Origin of the sequence: Parasphingorhabdus sp. (genome assembly GCF_039977335.1) — a bacterium.
Taxonomy (GTDB): domain Bacteria; phylum Pseudomonadota; class Alphaproteobacteria; order Sphingomonadales; family Sphingomonadaceae; genus Parasphingorhabdus.
The window spans coordinates 985,756-1,008,495 of record NZ_JBDWDI010000004.1; the positions used below are offsets into that span (position 1 = coordinate 985,756).

21 protein-coding genes are annotated in these 22,740 nt (G+C 50.0%); 12 read left to right on the plus strand and 9 right to left on the minus strand.

What is annotated here, in order from left to right:
• Window positions 1–3: 3 nt before the first annotated feature.
• A complete protein-coding gene (terL, locus tag ABJM21_RS12010; RefSeq protein ID WP_348302477.1) occupies window positions 4–1,218 on the plus strand; it encodes a phage terminase large subunit in 1,215 nt (404 codons plus the stop codon).
• A 339-nt stretch (window positions 1,219–1,557) separates the two neighbouring features.
• Window positions 1,558–2,001, plus strand: a complete 444-nt coding sequence (locus ABJM21_RS12015; RefSeq protein WP_348302478.1) for a DUF1772 domain-containing protein — start codon at window positions 1,558–1,560, stop codon at window positions 1,999–2,001.
• Window positions 2,002–2,015: 14 nt separating this feature from the next.
• On the opposite strand, the gene ABJM21_RS12020 is transcribed toward ABJM21_RS12015, so the two are convergent.
• Window positions 2,016–2,477: a MarR family winged helix-turn-helix transcriptional regulator gene (locus ABJM21_RS12020; RefSeq protein WP_348302479.1), complete on the minus strand. Its 462-nt coding sequence runs from the start codon at window positions 2,475–2,477 to the stop codon at window positions 2,016–2,018.
• A gap of 198 nt (window positions 2,478–2,675) precedes the next feature.
• Between ABJM21_RS12020 and ABJM21_RS12025 the strand changes: the two genes are divergently transcribed.
• Together ABJM21_RS12025 and ABJM21_RS12030 are read left to right on the plus strand one after the other, a co-directional pair.
• Window positions 2,676–3,179 (plus strand): hypothetical protein, encoded by a 504-nt coding sequence (locus tag ABJM21_RS12025; protein ID WP_348302480.1) that lies wholly within the window; start codon window positions 2,676–2,678, stop codon window positions 3,177–3,179.
• A 90-nt stretch (window positions 3,180–3,269) separates the two neighbouring features.
• Window positions 3,270–3,803 carry a cytochrome b/b6 domain-containing protein gene (locus ABJM21_RS12030; protein ID WP_348302481.1) on the plus strand — a complete coding sequence of 178 codons (534 nt, stop codon included), beginning with the start codon at window positions 3,270–3,272 and terminating at the stop codon, window positions 3,801–3,803.
• A gap of 201 nt (window positions 3,804–4,004) precedes the next feature.
• On the opposite strand, the gene ABJM21_RS12035 is transcribed toward ABJM21_RS12030, so the two are convergent.
• Window positions 4,005–5,240, minus strand: a complete 1,236-nt coding sequence (locus ABJM21_RS12035) for a cytochrome P450 (protein ID WP_348302482.1) — start codon at window positions 5,238–5,240, stop codon at window positions 4,005–4,007.
• Window positions 5,241–5,392: 152 nt separating this feature from the next.
• The gene (locus tag ABJM21_RS12040) at window positions 5,393–6,436 is read right to left on the minus strand and encodes an ester cyclase (protein WP_348302483.1); all 1,044 of its coding nucleotides are present in this window, start codon (window positions 6,434–6,436) and stop codon (window positions 5,393–5,395) included.
• Window positions 6,437–6,618: 182 nt separating this feature from the next.
• Here ABJM21_RS12040 and ABJM21_RS12045 point away from each other — a divergent pair, with 182 nt between their 5' ends.
• From ABJM21_RS12045 to ABJM21_RS12065, 5 genes are all read left to right on the plus strand, one after another.
• Window positions 6,619–6,744, plus strand: a complete 126-nt coding sequence (locus ABJM21_RS12045; RefSeq protein ID WP_348302484.1) for a hypothetical protein — start codon at window positions 6,619–6,621, stop codon at window positions 6,742–6,744.
• Window positions 6,745–7,512: an alpha/beta fold hydrolase gene (locus tag ABJM21_RS12050; RefSeq protein ID WP_348302485.1), complete on the plus strand. Its 768-nt coding sequence runs from the start codon at window positions 6,745–6,747 to the stop codon at window positions 7,510–7,512. It begins immediately after the preceding gene.
• A gap of 11 nt (window positions 7,513–7,523) precedes the next feature.
• Window positions 7,524–9,158 (plus strand): sodium/solute symporter, encoded by a 1,635-nt coding sequence (locus tag ABJM21_RS12055; protein WP_348302486.1) that lies wholly within the window; start codon window positions 7,524–7,526, stop codon window positions 9,156–9,158.
• Window positions 9,159–9,245: 87 nt separating this feature from the next.
• Window positions 9,246–10,529 carry a histidinol dehydrogenase gene (gene hisD, locus ABJM21_RS12060; RefSeq protein WP_348302487.1) on the plus strand — a complete coding sequence of 428 codons (1,284 nt, stop codon included), beginning with the start codon at window positions 9,246–9,248 and terminating at the stop codon, window positions 10,527–10,529.
• Between the two features lie 75 nt (window positions 10,530–10,604).
• Window positions 10,605–11,750 (plus strand): cobalamin-independent methionine synthase II family protein, encoded by a 1,146-nt coding sequence (locus tag ABJM21_RS12065; RefSeq protein ID WP_348302488.1) that lies wholly within the window; start codon window positions 10,605–10,607, stop codon window positions 11,748–11,750.
• Here the strand turns inward: ABJM21_RS12065 and ABJM21_RS12070 are convergent.
• Genes ABJM21_RS12070 through ABJM21_RS12090 form a run of 5 tightly spaced genes read right to left on the minus strand, consistent with a single transcriptional unit; the run spans window position 11,747 to window position 16,104 of the window.
• Window positions 11,747–12,448 carry an RraA family protein gene (locus ABJM21_RS12070; RefSeq protein ID WP_348302489.1) on the minus strand — a complete coding sequence of 234 codons (702 nt, stop codon included), beginning with the start codon at window positions 12,446–12,448 and terminating at the stop codon, window positions 11,747–11,749. The two genes, ABJM21_RS12065 and ABJM21_RS12070, sit on opposite strands and share 4 nt — an antisense overlap.
• 2 nt (window positions 12,449–12,450) lie before the next feature.
• A complete protein-coding gene (locus ABJM21_RS12075) occupies window positions 12,451–13,347 on the minus strand; it encodes an amidohydrolase family protein (protein WP_348302490.1) in 897 nt (298 codons plus the stop codon).
• A complete protein-coding gene (locus ABJM21_RS12080) occupies window positions 13,344–14,420 on the minus strand; it encodes an ester cyclase (protein WP_348302491.1) in 1,077 nt (358 codons plus the stop codon). Before ABJM21_RS12080 ends, ABJM21_RS12075 begins: the two co-directional genes overlap by 4 nt.
• Entirely contained in the window at window positions 14,417–15,139 is a 723-nt protein-coding gene (locus ABJM21_RS12085) for an SDR family oxidoreductase (RefSeq protein ID WP_348302492.1), read from the minus strand. The genes ABJM21_RS12080 and ABJM21_RS12085 overlap by 4 nt, the downstream gene beginning before the upstream one ends.
• Window positions 15,140–15,153: 14 nt before the next feature.
• Complete coding sequence (locus tag ABJM21_RS12090; RefSeq protein ID WP_348302493.1) at window positions 15,154–16,104, minus strand: cupin domain-containing protein; 951 nt, start codon at window positions 16,102–16,104, stop codon at window positions 15,154–15,156.
• Window positions 16,105–16,304: 200 nt separating this feature from the next.
• On the opposite strand from ABJM21_RS12090, the gene ABJM21_RS12095 reads away from it, so the two are divergent.
• A complete protein-coding gene (locus ABJM21_RS12095) occupies window positions 16,305–17,315 on the plus strand; it encodes a hypothetical protein (RefSeq protein ID WP_348302494.1) in 1,011 nt (336 codons plus the stop codon).
• A 170-nt stretch (window positions 17,316–17,485) separates the two neighbouring features.
• Here ABJM21_RS12095 and ABJM21_RS12100 read toward each other — a convergent pair whose 3' ends face one another.
• On the minus strand, window positions 17,486–19,951 hold the full coding sequence (locus ABJM21_RS12100; protein WP_348302495.1) for a TonB-dependent receptor: 2,466 nt from the start codon (window positions 19,949–19,951) through the stop codon (window positions 17,486–17,488).
• A gap of 359 nt (window positions 19,952–20,310) precedes the next feature.
• On the opposite strand from ABJM21_RS12100, the gene ABJM21_RS12105 reads away from it, so the two are divergent.
• Window positions 20,311–21,333 carry a LacI family DNA-binding transcriptional regulator gene (locus ABJM21_RS12105; RefSeq protein ID WP_348302496.1) on the plus strand — a complete coding sequence of 341 codons (1,023 nt, stop codon included), beginning with the start codon at window positions 20,311–20,313 and terminating at the stop codon, window positions 21,331–21,333.
• 172 nt (window positions 21,334–21,505) lie between these two features.
• A complete protein-coding gene (locus ABJM21_RS12110) occupies window positions 21,506–22,738 on the plus strand; it encodes an FAD-dependent oxidoreductase (protein ID WP_348302497.1) in 1,233 nt (410 codons plus the stop codon).
• Window positions 22,739–22,740 lie beyond the last annotated feature (2 nt).

The window sequence follows — 22,740 nt, forward strand, 5'->3', positions numbered from 1 at the left end:
TGGATGCTTGGAAAAAATCCCTCCGCCTCGATTATGATTGCTTGTTACAGCGAAGGCTTGTCGCGTCAGCATGCTAGCGATTTCAAACGTGCTGTTAGCAGCGCTTGGTATCAGCGGCTCTTCCCTGCCCTGCGTATCGCAAAGGATGGTGACCGCCTTCTTCATCTCAAGACAACTAAAGGCGGAGGCAGACAGTCCGTTTCGGTAAATGGCACTGTAACCGGCTTTGGTGCCGATATCATCATCTTGGATGATTGCATGAAGGCGGAGGAGGCCAGAAGCGAGGCCGAACGCCAAAAACTGTTTAGCTGGTATGACAGCACAATCTCAACACGTCTTAACAATCCGAACAAAGGCGCGATTATTTCCATCCAGCAACGTCTTCACGAATATGACTTACCTGCTTATTTGAAGGAGAAGGGATTTGAGACGCTGTCGCTTCCTGCAATTGCTGAAAGAGACGAAAAGATTGCCATGGGCAACGATAGATTTTGGCATCGTAAGGTCGGCGATTTACTGAACCCGGAGCGCCAATCACGTGATCTTCTTGAAATGGAAAGGCGAACCAAAGGGCCTCGGGTCTTCTCGTCCCAGTATCAGCAAAACCCGGTTACGCCAGAAGGCAATATGATCCGGCTTGAATGGTTTGGTCGTTATAACAAAGCGCAGGACCGTAGCTGGTATCACAAAGTTGTTCAGAGCTGGGATACGGCCGTCACCGATTCACCTCAGAGCGACTATTCTGTCTGTACGACATGGGGCTTTCGAGACAAAAAATGGTATTTGCTCGATGTATACCGGAACAAGCTGGATTATCCGAAACTCAGGTCTAAGGTTCTTCAGCTATATTGGGAATGGAAACCTGACAAAGTGCTTATCGAAGACGCGAGTAGCGGCAAATCACTGGAGCAGGAATTGCGTGTAAAAGCTCCCTTTAGGCCTCATATGATTTCGCCTCGTGGCGACAAGGTAGAACGGGTCAATGGCTGCCTAGGAGAGATTGAAGCAGGCCATATCTTGCTGCCATCAGCAGCGCCCTGGCTGGAAACCCTCCTCTCGGAGCTTCGCGCCTTTCCTGATGGGCGCCACGACGATCAAGTCGACAGCATATCACAATTTATCATATGGCAGCTAAGACATTGGAAGTTTGTCTTGAAAGAAAGGACGGCAAATGGGCGACTTAAACGGCCTATTCGTATTCCCGACAGACCTTGGTGATTGTAGGCTGGGTGGGCTTGTCCAAAATCCCAATCGTATTTCCCAACGAATAGCCATTTATTTGTCAACTAGTCTGGATTCTAGTGTCCGCAACATCCCGAAAGCGGACATTCCCTTTACGCTGCTTGAGTTCCCGCTGTGCCTCTGTCGTCAAAAAATATTACGGCGATTAACTTGCATTCGGACCAAGCAGAAACTCCAATTCGGCTGGTAATTCTAACCAACCAAGCTTGCTTGCAGTCAGAGTTTCGCCAGAGGAAACACCTTGACCGGTAGTATGCATCTGCAATAGATGCGTTTGCATACTACCGGTCAAGTCGTAACTTTGGAGATTATTGAGTGCTTATACAGCTATTGGAATTTGCAAGCGTTTTAAGCGCTGGTGTTATCTCCGGTGCAATGATTTATGAATCTATTGTCGAAGTTGGCGTACGAAAAAATACGCCGCCTGTGGATCAGTTGGCCAATTGGCATAGATGCTTCCCCGTCGCATCAGGAATTTTTAAGCCACTTGGATTCATCACCGCTGCTCTGTTCGCTATCACTGGTTATGTTACGGCTGATTATCTTTGGTTTATCGCTGCCTTGGTTGCGTTTCTGCTGGGTCCGATAACATGGCTTCTAATTGCACCCACAAATACGAGACTGTTGGCGATGAAGGAAAAGACAGACGGCTCGGAAATATCGGATGCGATAGCTAAATGGGGTGCTCGTCATCACCTTAGAACGACGCTGATTACCATTTCTTTTGTACTAAGTCTGTATATCGTGATTGTTCGATAGACCTCAAATATCATTCAAAGGTTAGCATCGCCTTCTTCGGGAATTTTGGCTGCTTTGTGCAGAAGTTTGATCACTTTTTCGATTTCGGCATCTGACAAATCTTCGAGTGTTTCTTTGTTGTTTGCTTCTATCATAGCGGGCAGAAGATCAGCTTTCTTTTTTCCCGCTGGCGTAAAATATATAAGATGCGTGCGACGAGAATTGGGGTCCCGCCGACGTTCAACCAAGCCCGCATTTTCCAAAGCATCGACATTTCGGCTCGTAGAATATTCAGGAAAATCAACAAGCTTTGCCAATTGGCGCTGTGTGATTCCATCCCCTTCTCGTAGCATCATCAGATTGGAGAACATTTTTATATCCAGATCGATTTCAGCCAGTTGGGCTTTCATACGTGCTTCAATACGGCGTGATAAAAGCTGTATCAGAAACCCGAAGCTACTTTGCCTAAATTTTTGAGCTTTAGTAACTTTGGTCATAAATTCCGCACTCCACGGAAACAGATAACTTCGATACTTGCTCATTGCAACGTTTGCATCCGTGAAATTGACTTTACTTAACTTGCATATGCTAGTAATGCGTTTGCAAGTAATGGTCAACGCATAGGCTACGATGTGATTCAAAATCAGTTGAGACGGCAGGTCTAGCCAAATGCGAAAGAAAGAAAGGGCAATTTGGTGAAACGATTACTTCCGCTGGCTTTGGTGGGAGCATGCCTCCCGATAACTGCGTGTAGCGAAACCTCAATCGAAAAAGAGCAGCAAAACCCGAGTGATCAAGACCTCATATCTATGACGATTATGCTTGCTGACAAAGATCAAGATGGTTTCTTGAGCCGTTCAGAATTGATCAACTACGGAGACAGCGTTTTCGCATCGATGGATTATGATGACGATGGATCGGTCTCAAAAGAAGAGTTTTCAGCCCTGGATTTTGGATTTCAGACAAACTCTAAGAACACTGGCTGGTCAGCAGAATATGAAGCCGCGAGACGAATCTTGTTTGCGATCAAAGACAGAAATGGCGACGCCGCAATTTCAACAGAAGAACAGCAGGTCTCCAGTACTGAAGAATTCAACCATGCCGATCTAGATGGCGATGACCAGCTGTCTAAAGAAGAGTCAAACTTAGCTCATTTACCGGGGGTTATCTTCCAAGCTGCGAAGCCCGATCCTGACTGAAGGGCCATCCATTGTTCTAAACACAATCGGAATCATTGCCAGTTTCAGCTTGAGCAACAACTGCATCACTAATCGCGAGATAATAATCATATGTCTGCAAAAAGTATCAAAGATCACTATGGCTCGGTAGCCGTAACCATCCACTGGCTCAGTGTTTTTCTGATCCTTATTCTTATTGGCTCGGGTTACCGAGCGGGTGACATCGAAGATGCTGCCGCAAAAGCAGCTATTTTGAAGGTGCATATGCCTATTGGTTCCGCAGTCCTGTTGTTGACTCTGGGGCGGATAGGCTGGTGGCTATTTGCAGATAAAAAGCCCGACGCTGTTTCAATGCCACCTTGGCAGGATCGATTGTCCCGCGCGGTACATATTTTGTTTTACATCTTAATTCTAGGCACGGCGGCTAGCGGAATTGGAATGATTGCACTTTCTGGAGCAGGACCAATAATCTTCAGCGGATCTGTCACGGCTTTACCCGATTTTTGGGATTACCCTCCTCGAATGCCACATCGAGCTGGTGCCGGTCTTATCTTTTTCTTGTTTATTATTCATGCCGGAGCAGCGTTGTACCATCAATTTGTAAAACGCGATGGGTTATTGGGACGGATGTGGTACAAAAAATAAGTTGCGATAGATGTGCTTTTGACGGTAGATTTCTATAGCCCGTTTCTGACATTGTTTTGGATTGACCGAAAGACAAGCCGACTGAGGGATTGTGAGGTAGTCAAATCAGGAATTACATGCTTCATTCAATGTCCGCTTTTGCGCCCAAAGCGAACTCTGGCGTTGTGACCGCTTTATCCCGAAAGCGGACATTAGGTTTTGCTATTCAATAGGAACCAATTGCACCGGCATTTCGGTAAACCCGTGCAGGAATGGGCTAGCCAGCCGCGTAGGTTCAGCAACTTCCTCGATCCGAATACCACGCGACAGAATTTCTTCAAATAAGACCGCCAATTGAATCTCCGCCAACCGTGCACCAACGCACCGGTGTACACCATGACCAAAGGCAACGTGACGCCGGGCATTTTTTCGTGTCACATCGAACTGATCGGGATTTTCGAAAACACCCTCGTCGCGGTTGGCAGAAATGTACCAAAGAATGACTTTATCGCCTTTTGTCAGTTGTTGTCCGCCCAGTTCTGTGTCTTGCGTGCAGGTACGGCGCATATGTGTGACCGGCGATTGCCAGCGGATAATCTCTTGGGCGGCATTGGGAACCAAAGACGGATCGGCACGCAGCTTGTCGAATTGCTCCGGGAAGAGGTGGCAAGCGTGAACAAAGCCGCTCATTGAATTGCGGGTGGTATCATTTCCACCCACTATCAGCAGCGCGATATTGGCAATTCGTTCCATCGGCGGCATATCGCCCATGGCGTCGCTATGCACTATCCGCGAGAACAGATCATCGGCAGGCGGAGCAGCGCGGCGGGCTTCAAAAAGCTCATCGAACTTGGTAAGCATCTGTGTCATCTGCTCCATGAACTCCGCAGTTCTTTCTTCGGACTGATCGGGTGACACTTCACTCGCCCAATCCGACCAGCGTTTCATGTCAAGACGCTCTTCCCACGGAAAATCGAACAAGATACTGAGCATACCGATTGTCAATTCAATTGAGACCCTTTCAACCCAGTCAAATGTCTCGCCAATTGGCAGATTGTCAAAAAGCTGCTTAGTTCGTTGGCGTATTTCAGCTTCGCGCCTGCTCATTTCGCTCGGGTTGAAGGCAGGCTGCACCACTTTACGCTGGGCGGTGTGTGTAGGCGCATCGGCGGCGATAAAATTGGGTAACTTCATCTCCTCGGGTGGATCAATGATCGTGATGCCGCCCAGCGTTATTGAAGACGCAAATATTTCCGATTTCAACTCCACCTGCTGCACGAGATCAAGCGTGGAAACCGACCAATAGAGTCCGTAAGGACTATCAGGGCAGTAGCTAACTGGCATATCGCGCCGCAATTGTTCAAAGGGCTCTTTCCAACGATCTTCAACGTAAAGTGCTGCATCACTTACATCATAAGGCGTAATAGTTCTCGATGCTTCAGTCGCTTGATCAGGCATAAGTTTCCCCCCTCAATTACTAACTTACCGATTAACAAGAGACGCGCAAGGGAACCGAACTCTAGTGCCCGCTTTTGCGCCCAAAGCGGACTCTAAGGCTTATCCTGAAAGCGGACGTTGGTCTGATGGAATCTCCAGAAGCCAAATCACAGCTAGTTTTTCGAAAGGACGTCTGGAAGGGTAATCGCCCCCAAGTTCCTGGCCTTGTTAAATTCACCCATACGCGTCAGCACATCGACGCCAACCTGTGCATATAGATCGAGCAGGTCGACAAGCACCCAGTTCTCGCGGATAAGGCCGTCCTCCATTCTCCAGAAATCGAGACTGCGCAGAAGAACCTCCGTGCCAGCTGGAGCGATTCCCATCCAGCCATCATGGGACAAAGTCAGGCGCATATTGGGCCATCCGGTCTCACAGACATAATTCCCTTCCGCCACCCAGTGCGACAATAAATCACCCATGGCGTCGAGCTTTCGATCAGGCATGGCGCGCAGAAAAGGTATCTGGTGCCAATTGCGAAACCCGGAAATGCCGCGCGCAGTCCCGATACCGGCGGGGCCGTACCAATTAAATCGTGGATGCCAGTATTTTTCCAAGTTCATGACCTTCGGATCCTGATCTGCAGGATAGCGGCACAAATCCTCCAGCATCGCGATGACATGATCCATCGTCGCTTGCCCATCGCCTGATAGATGAAGGCCATCTCCACTCATTGGGGCGGGGGTGCACAAATAGGCACCAAGTTGCGGAGCCATTGGCCAGGCACCCGCCTGCATCATCAATTCTGGAATATCCCAGATAGCCTGCATCTCTATAATCTTGCCGTCTTCGATGCGGAAAAATTCATGGTAGCGCATGTGGGCAAGGCTACCAGTTGGCGGAATGTCGAGGAAGGGTGCTAAAAACGTCCCCATATATTGCCCCATGGCGCCTATCCATTCTTGTCCCTCCGGCGTTGTTCCTGCCAGCAGGATCATATCGCGCCGTTCGAGATCGGGCATCGCCTGATGCAGCGGAATCAGGCAGCCATCAAGGAATGCACCAGGTCCGCGAACTGTGCCAAACGGATGGCACAAATTCAGGGTCGCATCGTGTGCGAACAGATTGTCCATGATTGGGCGTATCACGGCAGGATCGAAATTCTCGGCGGCTTTGCGAAAATTCGCCAAGATCGATTTCAATATTATTGGTGTCATGATGATGCGTTCCCGGTGATTTTGAATATCGGCATGCTTCCAGACCCAATTGCCGTGAGATGCCAATGCCCTAATGTTGGTTTATCGTCATTCCTTGCTTAAAAAGCGCCATTAACTCAAATTGACTTCGAATGCAAAAATCTTCACAAGGGGAAAAGAAAAAGTCGTTTTGGGAGCATATCATGTCAAAGATGAACATCACCGCTGAATTTGTTCATGTATGCGAAGGACTGGAAGGCCGATCCGAAGCTGAGCAGACCAAGAATGTGCTGGTAAGTTACGGCATTGAAACACTCGGTTTCTTTTAGATGTCCGCCATCGTGCCGCAACACCCGATAGTCTTCCTTCCTGGGTTCATGTGCGATGGACGCCTGTTTCAGGCACAGAAAGCAAGCCTGTCCCGAAACGGCTATCTTTGCCTTGACGGCGATATCACTCGCTCGGCAAGCATCGAGCGCATCGCCCATGACGTGCTGACCGATGCACCAAAGAAATTTGCGTTGGTAGGGCTCTCAATGGGCGGGATTGTCGCATTGGAAATTGTCAGGCAGGCTCCAGATCGCGTCATGCATCTTGCCTTGCTCAATACCACCGCCCATGCAGATAGGGTTCAGGAGCAGCGGAAAACACAGATATGTAAGGTTGCAGAAGGCAAGCTAAGCCTGGTCATGCAAGAGGAGCTCAAACCAAATTATTTGGCGAAGTGCAACCGGACGTCAGAACGACTGAATCTGTTGGCAGACATGGGCTTGAAGCTTGGTGAAGAAGTTTTCGCACAGCAGTCCATCGCGCTCATGAACCGTTGCTCGGCACATGACATATTGCCTAACATTTCTTGTCCGACGATAGTTATGACCGGACGCGATGACATAGTCTGCACACCGGAGATTCATATCGAACTCGCGAATGCCATTCCCGATGCGGCTTTGTCGATCATTGCAAATTGCGGCCATCTTTCAACGATGGAGCAACCACAAATCGTAACAAACGCTCTGTTAGCTCTGTTGAAACAGACAGCTCCAACGGCGCAATCGACAAGCACTGGACCGGCCAGATTGCGCTTGGTCAAAGGTTAATAGGGGGCATTATGCAGGGATTTGGATTGCTGAACTGGGGCATAGTAGGGGTCTATCTGATCGCTAACCTGATGCTCGGCTGGTATATGAGCCGGCGGGTAAAGACTGCACAGGACTATAATTTTGGCGACCGCTCTGCGCCATGGTGGGCGATCGGTATCTCGGTCATCGCCACCTATGTCAGCGCGCTCTCTTTCCTTGGCGGTCCGGCATGGGCTTATGGCGACGGTATGGCTGCGCTTGCAATCCATGTGAATTATCCGCTGGTTATCTTTGCTGTGATCGTCCTGTTCTTGCCCTTTTTCTTCAACAGCGGCGTCACTTCCATCTATGAATATCTTGAGAAGCGGTTTGGCCCGACCTCTCGTACGGTTATGAGCATCATCTTCCTGATGACCCAGAGCATCACGACCGCTTCGATACTAACAGCAACCGCCGTTGTGGTTACTTTCATCACCGGCATTGATCCCAAGATATCAATCATCATCATGACGGCGATTGTGCTGGTTTACACCTTGCTAGGCGGGATGAATGCGGTGATCTGGACCGATGTGCTGCAAGGTGCGATCCTGTTTCTCGGTGCCGGTATCATCCTTTACTGTCTACTCGGTGCGGTTTCTCCCCTATCCGACGCGACGGCGTTTCTTGCAGAGAATGGTAAGCTTGATCCGCTCAATACCGATCTTGATTTCACCGTCGCACCCACAGTCTGGGCCGGTGTGTTTGCGATGACTTTGTTCCATATCACCGTCTATGGCGCGAACCAGATGATGGTGCAGAGGGCACTAGCGGCGAAGAATATTGGGGACGCGAAAAAATCCTATCTGTTGATGGGCTATGTTGCCTTCATTCTCTACTTCGTCTTTTTCTTCGTCGGTGCGTTGCTCTTCGTGCATTTCAAAGGAGAGCCATTTGAGCAACCCAATGAGATTATCCTCACCTTTGCCAATACATTGGCCATTCCCGGTCTGATGGGAATATTGGCAGCAGCGATACTATCTGCTTCCATGTCCAGCCTATCGTCGGCTTTCAATTCGCTATCCACGGTCAGCGTTGCTGATATCTACAAGCCGTTCATCAAAGGGGATGGCAGTGAAGCACATTATCTTCTGATGTCGCGGGTATTCACATTGATCTGGGCGCTGCTGGTCATCCCGATGGCTTATGCTTTCATCTCCAGCGGCGGGTCGATTTTGGAAACATTGTCGAAAGTCGGTTCCTATTTTGTCGGCGCCAAGCTCGCCATGTTCGGCATGGGGTTCTTCTCCAAACATACGACCGAACGCGGTTTGCTGGTCGGTGTTGCGGCGGGGGCCATTGGCCTGATTGTAATTGTCGGTCTGGGCGGATTAATGGGCATTAACGGCCTCTATCCCGAAATCGCTTGGCCCTGGTATGTCGTCATCGGCGGCGGGATTAATATCATTATATCGTGGATCGCAAGCGTGCTTCTCGACGGTTTTCAGAAAGACTGGCATAAACAAACAGTGCCGGGACAGATCCGCCATTTCCGCGAAAGTGGAAAAGCCGAAAAGCAGGATGGATGGTATCTTGTGCCGGGGCGGATTGACCGTCCATTATGGGGACTTCTTATCGCCTTTGTCGCGATCATGCTGTTCCTCTATCTATTCGGAAAGCTCGCTTAAGACATAAATTAGTATCTGTTCGGCGGCAATTATTGCATTCGAATGCAAAACCGATTATGTGCGCTCAAAATCGACAAGGAGAATGTTATGCCCCGCTGGCTCAAAGAAGGCATTGATGCCGATACCAAGATGAAAACCGATGCCAAAGTCCGTGAAATTGTCGAAGGCATTATTGCCGATATGGAAGAACGCGGCGATGATGCGGTTCGCGAATATTCAGAAAAATTCGACAGCTGGACGCCCGATTCCTATCGGCTGAGCCGCGAGGAAATTGACGCCTGTTATGCACAGGTACCGCAATCGGCACAGGATGATATCCGCTTTGCGCAGGAACAGGTTCGTAATTTCGCACAGATTCAACGGGACTCAATGAAAGATGTTGAGGTTGAAACGCTTCCTGGCGTGACATTGGGGCACAAGCATATTCCGGTGAATGCGGTGGGTTGCTATGTCCCGGGCGGGAAATATCCTTTGATCGCTTCTGCACATATGAGTGTTGTCACAGCAAAAGTGGCTGGCGTCCCGCGTGTTATCGCCACCGCGCCGCCATTTGAAGGCAAGCCGCATCCGTCGATTGTTGTTGCCATGGATATGGGCGGTGCTGACGAAATCTATACCGTTGGCGGTGTTCAGGCCGTGGCCATGATGGCGGTTGGAACGGAAACAGTCGATCCGGTCGATATCCTTGTCGGTCCCGGAAATGCGTTTGTTGCAGAGGCCAAGCGCCAGCTTTTCGGGCGTGTCGGCATTGACCTGTTCGCTGGTCCAACCGAGACGCTGGTCATCGCGGATGACAGTGTGGATGGTGAGCTTTGCGCAGCGGATTTGCTGGGTCAGGCGGAACATGGCCCGAACAGTCCGGCTGTCCTGCTGACCAATTCCGAACAACTTGCCAAGGACACTATGGCAGAGGTAGAGAGGCAGCTGACGATCTTGCCAACCGCGGAAATTGCAGGAAAAGCCTGGGAAGAATATGGACAGGTAATTGTCTGCGACAGTTATGACGAAATGGTTGCGGTTGCGGACGATATCGCCTCAGAGCATGTGCAGGTGATGACAAAGGACCCAAATTATTTCCTCAAAAATATGACTAATTACGGTGCATTGTTCCTCGGCAAAGAAACAAATGTTTCCTACGGAGACAAGGTGATCGGGACCAATCACACGCTGCCAACCAACAAGGCCGCGCGCTACACTGGCGGGCTATGGGTCGGAAAATATCTCAAGACCTGTACATTCCAGCGGGTCACCGAAGAGGCTTCGGTTGTGGTTGGAGAATATTGTTCGCGGCTCTGTGCGCTGGAAGGATTTGCAGGCCACAAGGAGCAAGCTGATATCCGTCTGCGCCGCTATGGCGGGACGCCAGGATAGCAGTTTTTGACGCAATTATTTGCATTCGCAGTCATAGCGCTTTAGGCCGTTCTCGAAAGCCATCGAGGAGCAGGCATGAAAATCAGTACCGACCGCATTTTAACAACCCATGTCGGCAGCTTGCCACGCTCCAAAGCGGTGACAGATTGTGTCTTCGCTCATGAACATGGCGAAGAACAGGATCAGGCAGCATTTGCCAAAACGATCCGTGATGCCGTCACCGATGTTGTAAAGAAGCAAGGCGAGGCACGGGTCGATATCGTCAGCGATGGCGAGATGAGCAAAATCTCTTACGCGACCTATATAAAGGACCGGATTACAGGTTTTGAAGGGGACAGTCCGCGCTCGCCTCCATCGGACTTGGAAGAATTTCCCGGCTTTCTGGAACGGCAGGCATCAAGCGGCGGTACACCAACCTATACCCGTCCATGTTGTGTGGGGCCGGTGGCAGTCAAATCCATGCAACCGTTGCAAGAGGATCTCGACAATTTCACTGCTGCACTAGAGAATGCAGATGTTGCGGAGGGTTTTATGAACGCGGCATCACCGGGTGTGATCGCTCTGTTCCAGCCCAATAGCCACTATGCCACACAGGAACAGTATCTCGAGGCTCTCGCCGAAGCTATGCGGCCCGAATATGAAGCCATTGTGGAGGCCGGATATATCCTGCAACTCGACACGCCCGATCTCGGTCTCGGCAAGCATATGATGTTCAAGGACCAGCCAGAAGAAGACTATGAACGCCTCGCCATGCGCCATGTTGAGGCGCTAAACCATGCACTGCGCAATATACCTGCCGACCGGGTGCGCATGCATATCTGTTGGGGTAATTATGAAGGACCGCATCATCACGACGCGCCGATGAGCATGGTCATGCCGGTTGCGCTGAAGGCCAAACCGCAAGGGTTGTTGTTCGAAAACTCCAATCCACGTCATGGGCATGAATGGGCCGAGATTGCCGAAATGGATATCCCGGATGACAAAATCCTGATCCCCGGCGTGATCGATAGCACGACCAACTTTATCGAGCATCCCGAATTGGTTGCACAAAGGATTGAACGGTTCGCCAATATAGTTGGCCGGGAGCGCGTAATTGCGGGTACCGACTGTGGTTTTTCAACCTTCGCCGGATTTGGTGCGGTCGATGAGGATATTGTCTATGCGAAACTGGCAAGTATGACGGAAGGCGCCGAGATCGCTACCGGACGGCTTTGGACCTAGGTCCGGGATTGCTCAAATTCGCGCCAGGCTGTTTCCAGCGTTTCGATATCAAACCCGTCCTGTTTTGCCGGCGCAATGATGATCTGTTCCGTCGCTAACAGCTTGTCGATGGCGGCCTGCAATTCCGGCATGATTTCTGGCGGGATGACAAGCGCGCCATGCTGATCGGCATGGACAAGATCACCCGGCGTGACGTTCATCCCGAAAATCTCGACTGGACATTCTAGTTCTTCAACGCGCACAAAGGCGTGACTGGGTCCGATTGACCCAGCAATAACAGGAAAGCCTTCCTGATGATCATCGAGATCGCGCATCACTCCGTTGGTAATGGCGCCTGACAATTTTAGACCCTTGTGCACGACTGTATGCACTTCTCCCCACCAGGCGGACACGCAATTGGGACCATCAATATCTTCGATGACGCATAGAGCAGGCCGGGGACCGCCGGCCATATAACGGAAATAGTCCAATCGGCGTGCCTTGATGACTTCAGGCGATTCCTTCGGCGGATTCTTCCCGGCAATCTTGGCCGTCCGTGCGTAGCCGACCATCGCCTTCGCACCGTTCATCGCTGCCTGAAAAGTACCCCGCGTATAGTCATCGAAGCCGCGTTTGCCCTGCGCCACTTCAATCGCATTGCAAATCGTTGGCGTATCATAACGGGCAAGCGATCGGACAAACTCTTCATTCTGGGTCATCATCATATCCTATAGAAATTTGCGGCGTTATCGTGGAACATGGCCTGACGTTCACCATCTGAAAAGCCTTCGGTAATATTCAAATAAGCACCCATGACATCGCCATAGCTCGCATATAGTTTATCGACCGGAAAATTACTGCCAAAGGCGATACGGTTTGGTCCGAAAATATCGATAACACGCAGCACATGGTCCCGGATCGTATCGACAGTCCAATCATGGTTGAACATGCCAAATCCCGATATTTTACAGATGATATTCTCGTGACCAGCAAAGGCCTCAAGGCCGTTTTGCCATTGCTCGATACCGTCCACCGAAAAATCGCTTGGGCTGCCGCAGTGACAAAGAGCCAGCGGTGTTTCGGGAATCGAACAGAATAGTTTGGCGGCCGCCTCCATAAGCGGCGGAGTAAGCTGTAGGTCAAAAGATAATTTGCGTTTGGTCAGCAGCCTTAAGCCAGCGGCAAAGGCATGATCCGATAGCAAAGCCGAAGTGCCGGTCTTGGCGTCTTCTTCAGCGCTGCGTCCGACAATCTGGCGAACACCGCGCAGGTTAGCGGCTCTGCCATGGGCATCTAGATTTGCCTCAAGATCAGGGCGAGTCAAATCGGCAAATGCGACAATTGCGTGCGGGAAGCCGCCCTTATCTGCGACGCTTTGTAGCCAGAGCGTTTCCTTGATCGCGTCTTCTTCCTGCACGCCAACCTGGATATGCACCGATTTTACTATGGGCAAATCACCGTGATCAGCGGTGAAATCAGAGGTCAGATAATTTTTCTGTATTGGTTCAGGATCACCAAAAAAGCGCCTCACACCGCGTTCCATCAACCAGGGATAATGGCAATGGGAAAGGTCCCAGAGGTGGTGGTGCGCATCAATGATCCGCGCCGGTGCCGTCATGCGGACAACCGGGCGGTCTCGATTTGCCGGTGGACCGCAACGTCATCCCAGATGGTGGTTTCTTCTCGGACACGGCCATTTATCACGCGAAAATGACTGACTGCCAAGATCAGGACGGGGGCATTGGTTGGCGTTCCATAAAGGTCGCCGCCACTATGCGTTCCGGCCAATGTCCAACGTACCGCGATATCACGCGCCTCTCCTAGATAAGGAATATCGGCAATATGGTCGACGCGGATTTTGGCATCAGGAAAAGCTTCCAGAATTTCCTGATGATAGGGCGAAACTTCGTCCGGACCGTAAAAGTCCCTTAGTCCGGGATATTGGGCACCAACACGATAATCATATAACTCCGGATAGGCTTCTTGATTGCGACGATTCCAAGTGTCTTTGAAATATCGGGCTACAAATTCTTGCGCTTCTTGAGAAGCTGAATTGTCCGGCAGTTGATTGGTATCGGCGCGCTGAACGGCTTCATGCTCTGCCGTGTGAAAGTCGATCAGAGAATTGTTGGCGGCGATGTCTTGCTGCGCCAACTTACGTGCAGTCTCACCAACATCAAAGTCCAGTTGCATGACCGCTGCCGAATAATCGCGCACCAGCCATTCTTCATAAATCTGATTGTCGCGGCAAGCGCAGTCGGCAATGGTCATCACACGGACCTTTTTACCAGTCGCGGGACCAAATTCAGAAGGTCCCAAGTTGGTCATCTTACTGGTAATGAGATGCGAGGAATAAAGCCCTGCTTCTCCGTCTTCCGACCAGATCACATTGTCCGCATCGAGCCTCCGGTCGGGAAATGCCTTCAATGTTGCATGGGTATTGTCGACCACAGTTTGTGCGCCCACAATATCCCCCGACAATGTATGGATCAGGCAGCTTTCGGTATAATATTTCAGGCACAGGTCAACCTTGCGATCATGCCATATCCGTTCGGTTATACGGATAATATAATCGGGAAAGTCGACAAATTCCTCGTCAAAACCGGGAAGATCCATTCGCCGCCCCGGTGCGGGGTCGAGCATTTCGGAAATGTCCGTCGTGGCGACATGGGTGATTGGTAAATTGCTCATTGTGCGGTCCATCCTCCATCGACGAGCAGGCTATGCCCGGTCACCATTGCAGCGCCATCGCCGCACAAGTAAAGCACGGCCGCAGCGACATCTTCCGGCTGACCAATTTTCCCAAGCGGGATCATGCTTTTCACAAAATCTGCAAATTTCGGATCATCGAGCATAGGCTTGGTCATCGGTGTTTCGATAAATGTTGGTGCAACCGAATTCACGCGAATACCTGTTGGCGCCAGTTCAACCGCCATTGCCTTGGTTAACCCCTCTATTGCGTGCTTTGTCATGCAATAGACCGTACGACCCGGCGATCCGACATGTCCCATTTGCGAGGTCATATTCACTATGCAGCCACCTTGCCCCATTTTCTTTGCCGCTTCTCTTGCAATCCGGAAGGTTGCGCGGACATTCATATCAAGCATCGCATCCAGATTTTCATCGCTCACCTCAACAAAAGGCTGCGGGCGGTTGGTGCCGATATTATTGATCAGGATATCGAGCGATTGTAGCGCTGCAATTTTCTTAAGAAATGCATCGCTAGTTGCATCTTCTGCCCAAACCGTTCCTCGATCTCCTAGTTGCGCGCCAAGGCTGTCCAAATCTTCAGACGAGCGAGCCACGGCAATCACATGGGCACCGGCCTCACAAAGCGACAACGCGATAGCCCGGCCGATTCCTTTGCTTGCACCAGTGACGAGTGCGGTTTTCCCTTCCAAAGCAGTCATAGCTTTCTTTCAGCTTATAATTTACCGCGAACAATCAAAAAATCGACGTCGCCTGATGATTTATTGACGAAAGACCGTGTCGATCCCGGTGCAATTGTGGCAGTGTCGCCAGCGCGAACAATTGTCTCCTCACCAGCCGTTTCAATCGTCAGTTCACCGTCATGAACAAACAGCACTTCGGAGCTCCCAAATGCATAGGGACTAACTGAATCTTGTTCACCAAGGCGGGCTTGAATGACCTCAAAACCGTGTGGCCAATCCAATTCACCGTCTTCGGCGATTAACTTGCGATTTCGGCTAGCTGATTGTTCTGAGAATGTACAACAGCCCCGCAATTGCGCTTCGTCGAATGTTTTCAGTTTGGCAATTTGCTCACCTGTCGTAACCGGCATCGGCTTCTTGTCGGCGGGAACGACATCACCTTCATTGGTGTCAATCAGACTGCCATCTTCGAGAAGGACAAGGCCATATTTTTCGGCCATTTTGAAAACTTCAGGAGCCCAGAGCACGTGGCCGGGATCATCTCTGCCAAGCACGGCCCACAGAAACCCCATGTCATCGCCAATATTTTCGAAGCCTCGAAAGACGTGGGTCGGAATGGATATCAAATCACCGGGTTTCAGAGTGATCCGGGCATCGTCACCGTGCTCCCCAAGGTCGAAGGACCAGGTCCCTTTGTGCACGAAAAACACTTCCTCGGTTTCATGGCTGTGCTGTGAGTTCACGCAACCAGGCGGTTGACGCGCTGCGCCGATGTTAAAGCCATGTGGTTCAGCGATATGGACATGCTGGTCAGGGTTCTCCGAGACGCCGGGGCCAATTATTGTGAAATTCTCTTTCTGATCTGATCCAGGTGTGCGGGTGTCAATGAAGGCATTGTAACACGGAATCAGCTCTTCATATCGAACCAGCCGAACCGGTGAGCGCTTCTCTGAACCTGATTCATTTTGAGAACGGACTGTCATGCTTTACCCTTATTGAGACTGGGATTTATTGGCTTTTTTGCATCCGAAGTCAATTTAAATTGAAAAGATTTTTGTAAAGAAATAGGTTATTTGTGATAGTTTAAAAATGACCTTAGGCCGAAAGTTGAAAATTGATTGCATTCGAAGTCATTTTTCAATGAGATAGGTTATATCGCAGCTAATAGGAGAATGGGCTGAGCATGGAGCTACAAAAGGCAAAACAGATTGTAAGAAACTATCAGGACGCGTTTGACCGGGTGAGACCGGCCGGCCTCTACGATGTTTTGTCTGACCATGTTGTGTCGGAATACCGTTGGCGCGGAATGCATCCGTTTTCCGACAAAAATGATGCAAGGCATGCCGTAGATGAATTCTGGGACCCTTTGCATCGCGCCTTTCATCGCTTACAACGCCGGGAGACAATATTTTTTGCCGGGCAAAATGACGTTGACGACGGTGGCTCCACCTGGATCTGCAGCAGTGGACATTTTATGGGATTGTTCGATGAACCATGGTTAGGCATTCGACCAAATCACAAACTGGCCATGCTGCCATATGCAGAATTTCACTGCGTAACGGATGGCAAGATCAAAGAGACAGCGTTTTTCTGCGATATATTGAGCGTTATGCAGCAGGCCGATCAATATCCGTTGCCGCCGCAAATGGGATCAGATGTTATCAAGCCTGGCCCAAAAACAAATGATGGCATCCAAATTGCTCCGGTGGCCCCTGCAGAGGCCAGCCGCACCATGCAGATACTCAACCAGATGATTGAAGACCTTGATCAGCTTAACAAGTCAAGTGAGGACAGATGTTCGCCGGAATATCTTGCCCGGAGCTGGCATGAAGATATGGCCTGGTACGGACCAACTGGAATTGGTGCCACTTACACAATTGAGCGATATCAGCAGCAGCATCAATATCCTTTTCGTGAAGGCCTGACTGACAAGGTCTATAACGGTCATGTGGCAAGATTTGCAGAAGGAAATTATGCCGGGTTTTTCGGCTGGCCCAATCTGAACAACCGCCTGTCAGGCGGTTTTCTCGGCATGCCTGCTGGTGTTGGCGGAAGCGAAATGCGGGTCGTCGACATTTATCGCCGCGACGGCGACAGGCTTTCCGAAAACTGGGTATATATTGATCTGCTGCACTATTTTTTCATGCAAGGTCTCGACCTGTTGGAACGCAATCGCCAGGTGCAGGGACTTTAAAATCAGATAGTTGGCGCACGGAATTGTACGAGACCATTTCCCAGGAAGCGATCAATTGGCAAAAAAAGGGGAGAGGTGAAACACCTCTCCCAAATTGGAAGGATCGCTTGCCTTTGATCCTTCCGTCTCCGTTCAATTCCAGCCCTCCGTTCAGGACCGAGGCGTGATTGTCAGAAGCGTGCCTTCAGACGCAGACCATAATTTTGTGGATAAAGGTAGGAAGACTGTAGCAAGTCGTCCCCGCCATTATTGTTGCTGCGCGACAGAACCGCTTCATCTTCAATATTCTCGATAAAGGCTTCGATAGAATAGTTCCGATCAGGTGAGTCCCAAACCAAACGTATATCGGTTTTGGTATAACTGCTCTGGAACGCGGCAGGATCAATGGCGAACAAATTCGATGTTCCAAATCCGTCACTATAATAGAACTGGACATATGGCGTAAGGAAACCAAAATCTTCACCTAGATCAAATTCATAAGACCCGGTTAGGGACACTGTCAGGTCAGGCGCAAATGTTGGTGTCTCTCCAGACAGGTCAACAAAGGTAGTCGTGCTGCCATTGTTCAACTGATAAGGACTTGTTTGACCAAATGTTCCAAACTGCACATCCTGCCAAGCAGCGTTCATCGCCAAGGTCAACTCTTGCGTTGGTCGATAAACCGCCTCTAGCTCAACACCATAAGCTTCGATCGAACCGCCATTTTCACTGAACGTAACACCGATTCCGGTATTGGGGTCAATGACTTGGAACTGTGACAGAAGATTAGAATATTCCGTGTAATGTCCCGCGAGATTGAAGGTCAGATCGCCGTCAAACAAAACGCTCTTCAAACCGATTTCATATACTTGCGAGTCCTGCTGGTCGGTCGTTGAACCATTGTTATTTACAACACCAGAAAGAAAGCCCGTTGCCGTGTTGGCGTAAAGCAGCACGTCATCAGCTATATCGAATTCAATGCCGACTTTATAGTCCACATTGTTGAAGGTCCGACTTGCTGTATTGGCACCGGCCGCATTTTCGTTGATGAGAAACACATCGCGGCTATCAGGAAGAATGACGGGAGATGAGCCAGCCGTTCCTGGGACGACTGTCACAGGGCCGTTGGCGGTAAAATTACTGCCGCCGCCGGTCAGTTCTTTCTTCTCTGAACTATACCGAATGCCACCGATGATACGCAACTGATCGGTGATTTCGAACTCAGCCTGTCCATAGATACCAAACGTTTCGATATCCAAAAATGCACTATCCGCAAAAAATCCGTTGAGGCTGCGATTCAGTCCAACAGTAGGCGTTGCCGTCAAGACAGGTAAGGACAGAGGATTACCCATGCCGTCCAGAACCGGATTACCCGCATTATCCAAAACAGGAGCAACTACACGCGGAAAAGCGGGATCGCGAACCGTTTGGTTGTAGATCGAGAAGCTATAAAAAGTGTCTTCCCTCGAATAGTAAGCACCAGCCGTCAGGTTGAACGGCCCATCAAAGTTGGTGTTAAACTGCAATTCCTGGCTATAGGATTCCAAAGTTTCATCAAAGCCGCCTATGGCATGCGGGTTCGGTCCAAAATCAAAATCAAACCCAAACAGGTTCTGGAAATCCGTGTAAGAGCTAATCGATTTGATCGAAACTGCACCGAGGTCAAGATTGGCCTCCAGCGACACAACCGTTTCTTCCAAATTCACATCAGGCACATAGTCTTGCGCGATGGTATGCGGGCCAGAGCCGGGAGTACCGGCATTGGCGGCTGCCCCCAGGCCTGCCGAACCGCGATTGGGATTAGCGCAATCGCGCTCTGATCCAAAGGCATCGGTGTGACCTGACGGAGTCACATTCCGGCACAGGAAAGTATAGCCAAACAGGCCAGCTTCGCGGCCATCTTCAGCCGTGTGTTGAAGTCGAGCGATCAGATTGAAATTATCAGTGGGCTCCCAAAGCGCACTGATCCGGAACCCCTTATCATCCTGCTGACCAATATCCGGTCCAGCAAGATTGTTGATGAAGCCATCACTTTTCTGGATATAGCCTGCATATCGAACAGCAAATGTATCGCCGAGCGGAACATTTATAAATCCTGAGGCTTTGACGCTATCGAACCGCTCGTAGCCAACCTCTATTCCTGCTGAGAAGTCTGTCAGGTCTGGTTTTTTAGTGTGAAGATTCAGCGCGCCGGCAAATGTATTACGACCGTATAAAGTTCCTTGCGGACCTTTCAGGAACTCAACCCGTTCTACGTCAAAAAATGCCCGTGTTTGCTGCGATGCCCGTGCTTTATACACACCATCCACATAAGCGCCGACGATTGAGCCATTATCTGCGAAAGTATTGTTCGAGTTCGCGCCACGAACATTGAATTTCGCATCATTGCCCGAAAACGCGTAATTAACACCCGAGACCAAAAGCTCCAGCCGGGACGCATCGGTAATACCTGCTTTATCGAGTGCTTCGGCGTCAAAGGCCTGAATAGACAAGCTGACATCCTGGATGCTCTCTTCTTTTTTGTTCGCCGTAACAATAATTACATTGCTGTCTTCGGCGCCCGCCTCGTCTTGTGCATATGCCGGAGCAAAGCCTCCGATAGCCAAAGCACTGCCGGACGCACCAAGCATTAATTTCTTTGTAGTTGATATAGCCATACGACTCCCTCCCTAAATTTTATGCAAACGCTGTTTGAAATTTTGATATCCACAACCGTGCAATATGGCAATAAAATAATGACTTCGAATGCAAAATGCTAGAATACTGTTGCCGATTTGCCAGATTTTATGTATTATTATTTATTTTCAATGACATAGATTAGGGCTAAATTTCTGTCGATCTGATGCTTTGAAAGCATTCCGGCTAGATATTGAATGCATCGGTGCATGCGCATGCAACTTTTCAGAACCACTTAATCAGTATATCACTGGTGCCTTGCAATCGGCAGTAGCTTTGTTGATAGAAAGGCTGTCACAGCTACGATATGCCGTTACAGCGGCGAGGGGTAACCACAGACATGGCAGATATTGAGAAACGTAGAGGCAAGCCCGTCACATCCTATGATGTTGCAAAGAAGGCAGGCGTTTCTCAATCTGCTGTCTCTCGCTGCTACAAGCCCGGAGCGTCAGTTTCTGCAAAAACGAGAGAAAAGGTTCGGATAGCCGCAGAGGAGTTGGGATACGAACCCAACGCGATAGCAAGAAGCCTGATCACCAAACGTTCAAATTCTGTCGCCGTGATTATTCCCAATCTGACCAATCTATATTATCCCGAAGTCTTGGCCCAACTTGGTCAGCGGTTTTCGAAACGCGGTATTCGTGTTTTGTTATTCGCGCTTGAAACAGAAAGTGACGCAGAAGATGCGCTACAACAGATCTGGCAATATCAAGTCGACGGGGTGATAGCTGCCGCCAAGCTTTCAGAAAAACAAATCGCCGAATTTTCACGTCGGAAAAAGCCTCTGGTTTTCTACAATCGCCATTCCAATGATCATAGCGCAAGCGCGGTATGCTGTGATCAAGCAGAGGGTGCCGAAACGCTTGCAACTGGTCTGGTTGAATCCGGGCATAACAGCGCAGCTATTATTTGCGGCCCGCCAGATTCCGTCGTTGGACAAGAGCGAGAGCAAGCAAGTGAAGCGCGCCTCAGAGAGCTGGGAATAACCGATATCGTCAAAATCGACGGCGATTTTTCTTATGAATGCGGGGCTGCAGCAATTGACAAAATACTCGAACAACATGGAAATATTCCCGATGCCATCATGTGCGTGAACGATATGAGTGCGATTGGTGTAATTGATTCCCTGCGTTTTGAGCATGATCTGAAAGTACCGGAGGATGTTTCTGTCGTTGGATTTGACGGTGTTGGCCCTGCAAACTGGCTGAGTTTTGACCTCAGTACCGTACGCCAACCAGTTGGACGAATGACTGAAGCTGCCGTTAACATGCTGATCGAGCGTATTGAAAACCCGGAAATCGCAAATGAGAAAAGAGTGTTTTCCGGTATTTTGATGGAAGGGACTTCAGCCCGGCTTTCTTGATTTTGCTTCTGGGAATTCCGGCCACAACGCTAGTGTCTGCTTTGGGCGCACAAGCGGACACTGGTTCTATCATTTTGTAAAAGCGGCCAAGCACCAACCCATAGCCTCAATCTATAATCAACTCCCCTTTTGCTTATGGTAGAAACGCTGAATTCACCTCATTCTCCCACCCATGGGGAAGCACTCTGATCAGAAGCCTAGTTCGGCTAATATTATAGGGGCCGGAGTGGTAGGCATAGCAACTGCTTACGCACTCGCAAGACGGGGCGTTGATGTTACGATTATTGATCAGCATGACGGTCCCGGTGAGGGCGCTTCTTTCGCTAATGGTGCCCAACTCAGTTATTGCTATACTGATGCGCTAGCCAGCCCTGGGTTGATTGCCCAAATGCCACGACTGGTGCTACGCCTTGAGGAAGCATTTCGGTTCCGTTGGAAATGGGATATTGACTATTGGCGATGGCTGGCCAAATTTCTTGAAAATTGCACCAGCCGGCGTTTCAATTCCAACACGTTGGTAGGCCTCGATCTGGCTCAGCAATCCCAGCAATCAATGCAACAATTGCTGGACAGTCACGAGTTGCAATTCGGGCACCGTGTAGCAGGAAAGATGCATCTCTATTCCACTGGTGAAGCTTTTGATCAGGCGCGAAAGATATTAGCGCTTAAAAAAGGCGGATGCCCTGACCAGCAAATATTATTCCCCGATGAAGCCATAGCCATTGAGCCTGCACTTGCGCAGCTAAACGGGTCACTGGCGGGGGCAATTTACTCACCGGACGAAGCAGTTGGCGATGCTCATGGTTTTTCGCGGGAGATGCTTGATCTGCTCAAACGCGAATATGATGTAAAAACCCATTTCGGCCTGCCTGTGGAGGATATTGATCTTTCCAACAATCAGGCCAGTGTTCGGTTAGGCAATGGAGACACGCTTCAATCCGATATCACTATTCTCTGTGCCGGTGTCCAATCTGCAAAGCTTGCAAAGCCGCTAGGCATTTATCTCCCGATCCAACCGCTCAAAGGCTATTCTTTCACGGCACCCCCCGGCTCCATTCCCCCGAAAACCAGTATCACCGATACTGCAAGGCGGATTGTATTTACGAATTTGGGAGATAGGATACGCGTGGCGGGGCTGGCTGATCTGGGCGATGGCGATGTCCAAGTCAAAAGTGCTAGGATATCGGCTCTGATCAATTCTGCCCGGGTTTCGATGCCAGAAGCGGTGGACTATGATTCCGTGAGCAATATCTGGACAGGACTGCGTCCGATGACACCCAATAGCCTGCCGATTATCTCACGGCCTCGTCCCACTTTGGCGATCAATACCGGACATGGCGCGCTTGGCTGGACTTTGGCGATGGGATCAGCGGATCGGCTCGCAAATCTGGTGGCGCCGGACTAGAC

Excerpts from the sequence above, each read along its gene's own strand:
- ABJM21_RS12050 (WP_348302485.1), top strand. The coding sequence starts at position 6,745 with ATGTCCGCCATCGTGCCGCAACACCCGATAGTCTTCCTTCCTGGGTTC.
- ABJM21_RS12090 (WP_348302493.1), bottom strand. The coding sequence starts at position 16,104 with ATGACAGTCCGTTCTCAAAATGAATCAGGTTCAGAGAAGCGCTCACCG.
- ABJM21_RS12075 (WP_348302490.1), bottom strand. The coding sequence starts at position 13,347 with ATGACGGCACCGGCGCGGATCATTGATGCGCACCACCACCTCTGGGAC.
- terL (WP_348302477.1), top strand. The coding sequence starts at position 4 with ATGCTTGGAAAAAATCCCTCCGCCTCGATTATGATTGCTTGTTACAGC.
- ABJM21_RS12055 (WP_348302486.1), top strand. The coding sequence starts at position 7,524 with ATGCAGGGATTTGGATTGCTGAACTGGGGCATAGTAGGGGTCTATCTG.
- ABJM21_RS12035 (WP_348302482.1), bottom strand. The coding sequence starts at position 5,240 with ATGCCTGATCAAGCGACTGAAGCATCGAGAACTATTACGCCTTATGAT.
- ABJM21_RS12110 (WP_348302497.1), top strand. The coding sequence starts at position 21,506 with ATGGGGAAGCACTCTGATCAGAAGCCTAGTTCGGCTAATATTATAGGG.
- ABJM21_RS12080 (WP_348302491.1), bottom strand. The coding sequence starts at position 14,420 with ATGAGCAATTTACCAATCACCCATGTCGCCACGACGGACATTTCCGAA.
- ABJM21_RS12045 (WP_348302484.1), top strand. The coding sequence starts at position 6,619 with ATGTCAAAGATGAACATCACCGCTGAATTTGTTCATGTATGCGAAGGA.
- ABJM21_RS12095 (WP_348302494.1), top strand. The coding sequence starts at position 16,305 with ATGGAGCTACAAAAGGCAAAACAGATTGTAAGAAACTATCAGGACGCG.
- ABJM21_RS12070 (WP_348302489.1), bottom strand. The coding sequence starts at position 12,448 with ATGACCCAGAATGAAGAGTTTGTCCGATCGCTTGCCCGTTATGATACG.
- ABJM21_RS12105 (WP_348302496.1), top strand. The coding sequence starts at position 20,311 with ATGGCAGATATTGAGAAACGTAGAGGCAAGCCCGTCACATCCTATGAT.
- ABJM21_RS12020 (WP_348302479.1), bottom strand. The coding sequence starts at position 2,477 with ATGACCAAAGTTACTAAAGCTCAAAAATTTAGGCAAAGTAGCTTCGGG.
- ABJM21_RS12030 (WP_348302481.1), top strand. The coding sequence starts at position 3,270 with ATGTCTGCAAAAAGTATCAAAGATCACTATGGCTCGGTAGCCGTAACC.
- ABJM21_RS12085 (WP_348302492.1), bottom strand. The coding sequence starts at position 15,139 with ATGACTGCTTTGGAAGGGAAAACCGCACTCGTCACTGGTGCAAGCAAA.
- ABJM21_RS12100 (WP_348302495.1), bottom strand. The coding sequence starts at position 19,951 with ATGGCTATATCAACTACAAAGAAATTAATGCTTGGTGCGTCCGGCAGT.
- ABJM21_RS12065 (WP_348302488.1), top strand. The coding sequence starts at position 10,605 with ATGAAAATCAGTACCGACCGCATTTTAACAACCCATGTCGGCAGCTTG.
- ABJM21_RS12040 (WP_348302483.1), bottom strand. The coding sequence starts at position 6,436 with ATGACACCAATAATATTGAAATCGATCTTGGCGAATTTTCGCAAAGCC.
- hisD (WP_348302487.1), top strand. The coding sequence starts at position 9,246 with ATGCCCCGCTGGCTCAAAGAAGGCATTGATGCCGATACCAAGATGAAA.